2 protein-coding genes are annotated in these 3,308 nt (G+C 66.7%); one reads left to right on the top strand and one right to left on the bottom strand.

The features are described from left to right. Positions 1-268: RsmG family class I SAM-dependent methyltransferase (locus tag AAGI46_16480; GenBank protein ID MEM1013803.1), on the top strand; the 268-nt coding region annotated here is incomplete at its 5' end. Positions 269-474: 206 nt separating this feature from the next. Here AAGI46_16480 and AAGI46_16475 read toward each other — a convergent pair. Then, the gene (locus AAGI46_16475; protein ID MEM1013802.1) at positions 475-3,039 is read right to left on the bottom strand and encodes a carbohydrate-binding protein; all 2,565 of its coding nucleotides are present in this window, start codon (positions 3,037-3,039) and stop codon (positions 475-477) included. Positions 3,040-3,308: the final 269 nt, after the last annotated feature.

The raw sequence follows: 3,308 nt of genomic DNA, 5'->3' as shown, positions 1-3,308 counted from the left end.
GGCGGAGCGGATGGGGCGCGACGGGCAGTTCGACCACGTCGTCACCCGCGCCGCCGGGCCGATGAGCAAGCTGCTCGCGTGGTGTCGGCCGCTGGTGATGAAAGGCGGCATGATGCTGGCGATGAAGGGGCCGCGGCTGCGCGAGGAGCTGCGCGACGCCCAGCCGCTCATCCGACAGCAGCGTGCGACCATCACAACGCACCCGTACACCCTGGCGGGTCAGGAGGGACGGGTCATCGCGAAGGTGACGTGGACGCGGAGGTCGTGATCGACGAGCAACCGATAGGTCGTGCGTCGGCACGACCTAAGGATTAGCGGTGAGCGTCAGCGAACCGTTTCGGTCGAAACCAGAGGCTCGCTGACGCTCACCGCGAAACGTCGGAACATCGGAACACCCGTCCGTCGGTGCGTCGGTGCGTCGGTGCGTCGGTGTTTGCTTCGGTAGGGGTAGCGTGCAGTCCGGGTGACGGTGTGCTAGGAGAGGCTCAGCGTCGTCGTCCAGTGGTTGTCTTTCGCCACGCCGTAGCCACCGCCGATGGCGTGCAAGGTGTCGCCGACGAGGAAGGCGCTGGTGCCGAAGCGTCGGCCCGGCAGGTCGGGCAGGCTCGACCAGGTGTTGTCCTCGATGCTGTACGCGAAGACCGTGTCGGTCGGCGAGGTGTCCCACGTCGTGCCGTTGCCATTGCCGGCGACGACGATCAGGTGGTTCTGCCAGACGACGACCGACTGGTCGATGTGGCCGCGACCTTCGGGCATCGCCGTCAGCTCCATCCAGTGGCCCATCTGGCTGTGGTAGACCCACATGTCGGCCATGGCGCCGGTCCACTCGTTGTCGTTGATCTGCCCGCCGAGCAAGTAGATGTTGTCATCGACGACGACGGCCGAGACGTGGTCGCGAGCGATGGGCGTGTCGGCCTCGGTGCGCCAGCCGGCCGACGGGTTGTCGAGGTCGAGGCTGACGTGATTGTTCAGGTTGCGGATGATCGGGCCGTAGTTCTCGCGCTCCATGCCGCTGAGGATGTGGACGCGGTTGCCGACCTTGACCACGCCGTGACCGCTGACCTTGTACGGCAAGTTGACGAAGCTGCTGAAGGTGTTGGTCGCGATGTCGTAAACCCAGCTCTTGTCGCTGATGTCGGTGCTGTGGTTGCCGACGGCTCCGTTGAACCCGCCGAAGAGGTAGATCTTGCCGTCGTGCTCGACGCCGCCCGCGTGGGTGATCTCGATCGGCAGGTCGGCCACGCGTCGCCACTGTCCAGTCATGTGGTTGAAGGCGTAGCCGGTCCGGCTGATGCCCCACGAGTGGTCGAAGTAGCCGCCCCAGATGTAGGTCTCGTGGCCGGCGTCGACGGTCATGCCCTCCATGACGGCCCGCGGATAGGTGCCATGGTGATGCCAGTTGGTGGCTGAGATGTCGCCGCCGACGGTCGGACCCGAGCCGTTGTCGGGACCGGTGGCAGCGGGCGTGATCGTGATGCTGTCCAGGTCGGCCACGTCGCCACCGCCCGCACGGTGGAACTGGATGCGGATGACATACGTGCCCGGGTGCATGTGGAACCGGCCGATGGCGACTTCGCTGAAGTTGCCCCAGCCGTTCCGCTGGACCTGAGCCATGCCGACCATCTGGCCATTGACAGTTGCGTGCAGCATCGCCCCGTCGAAGCCGGTCGCGGCGACGGCCGACAGGTCGAAGTCGGCATGGTGGAGGTTGTTGACGGTGTATTCGAGCCACTCGCCCGTTTGCGCCCAGCCGACGAAGGTCCGACCGCCGGACGTGCGGATGTCGACGCCGTTATCGCGGAAGGTGTTGCCGCCGAAGTTCTCGGCCGTCATCTCGTGGAACGCGACGCCCTCGCCGCCATTGTCGAAGTGCTCGGCCTCGATGGTGCCCTGCGATGCGGGCGACATGTGGAACGGCGTCTGGTCGCTCGGCATCGGCATCCCACCGCCGCCGTGGTTGTGGTCGCCCTCGTGCGTGAGCGTGAAGTAATCGAAGTTGCCGACGTCGCCGGCGTTGGGTTGTTCGAAGGTGAATCGGAAGACGTGTCGACCGGCGCTGAGGCCGATCGAGCCGAAGTCGAGCGTGTTGTAGTCGTTCCAGCCGCGTTGATCGATGGCGCCCGAAGCGATCTCCAGGCCGTCGACCGTGACGGTAACGCGAGCGCCGGACACCGCCGTTGCGACCTCGGCGGTGAAGCCGAAGTTGCCAGACATGGCGACGTCGACGGTGTACTCCAGCCATTCGCCCGAGCGGATCCAGCCGACGTTGGTCCGGCCGTCGCGGCTTCGGACGTCGACGCCGCCCGGGCGAGTCGTGTCGCCGCCGTAGTTCTCGGGCGACATCTCGTGGTAAGCGACGCCCTCGCCGCCTTCGTCGAACCACTCGGCCTCGATTTGGCCGGGCGTTGCGGGCGACGCGGAATACGGCTGCTGGCCGGTGGGCTGCGGGTCCGGATCCGGGGTCGGATCGGGATCGGGATTGACGGTGCCGCCCACGCGGTTGAGTCGGAACGAGTCGAAGTCACCGACATCGCCGCCCGGAGTGCGAAGGAAGGTCGCGCGGACGATGTGCTCGCCGGCGGACAGCTGAACCTCGCCGGCGGAGGTCTCACTGAACTGGCCCCAGCCGTTGCGGTTGATGTCGGCCGAGCCGACGCGAACGCCGTCGACGTCGAAGGCGACGCTTCCGCCGCCGTAGCCGCTGGCGGCGGTCGACAGAATCTCGTAGCTGCCGGCGCTGTCGACGCGGACGGTGTATTCCAGCCACTCGCCGTGGACGGCCCAGCCGACGCGGGTCCTGCCGCCTGATCGGCCAATGTCAACGCCGTCGCCGCGAGTGTTCATGCCGCCGTGGTCGCGGCTGTCGGTCTCGAAGTAGGCATCGCCCAGGTCGTAGTGCTCGGCCTCGATGACGGCACCGGCGTCGTGTGGCTGGCCGAGGAACGGCGTCTGGCTGAGCAGGCGTCGGCCTTCGAGTGCCTCCAACGTGGAACGGGTGGCGGCGGCGAGGCGACAATCGGTGCGGCGGGAATGGAGCATGCGAGGCAGGTGGAGCAGCGTCACCGCTCAGAATGAACCGGTGAAATGGCAACGCAAGCCGTCGCGCCAAGTTGTCCACGTCACATAATCCGAATGCCACCAGCATCGTCCGGTATTGACGCCAATGCCGGGTTTGGGTACGGGTGGTCCATGGAACCCTCCGCAGCGCTGCCCGGCAAGATTGTCGCCGAGGCCATCACGTTCGACGACGTCCTTCTGCTGCCGGCCCGCAGCGACTTTGCACCCAACGACGCCGACGTCTCGACGCG

The sequence above is a fragment of the Planctomycetota bacterium genome, from assembly GCA_038746835.1.
Classification (GTDB): Bacteria; Planctomycetota; Phycisphaerae; order Tepidisphaerales; family Tepidisphaeraceae; genus JBCDKH01.
Note: the sequence above shows the minus strand (reverse complement) of the source record. Positions and strands in the feature narration are given on the sequence as shown.

Excerpts from the sequence above, each read along its gene's own strand:
- AAGI46_16475 (MEM1013802.1), bottom strand. The coding sequence starts at position 3,039 with ATGCTCCATTCCCGCCGCACCGATTGTCGCCTCGCCGCCGCCACCCGT.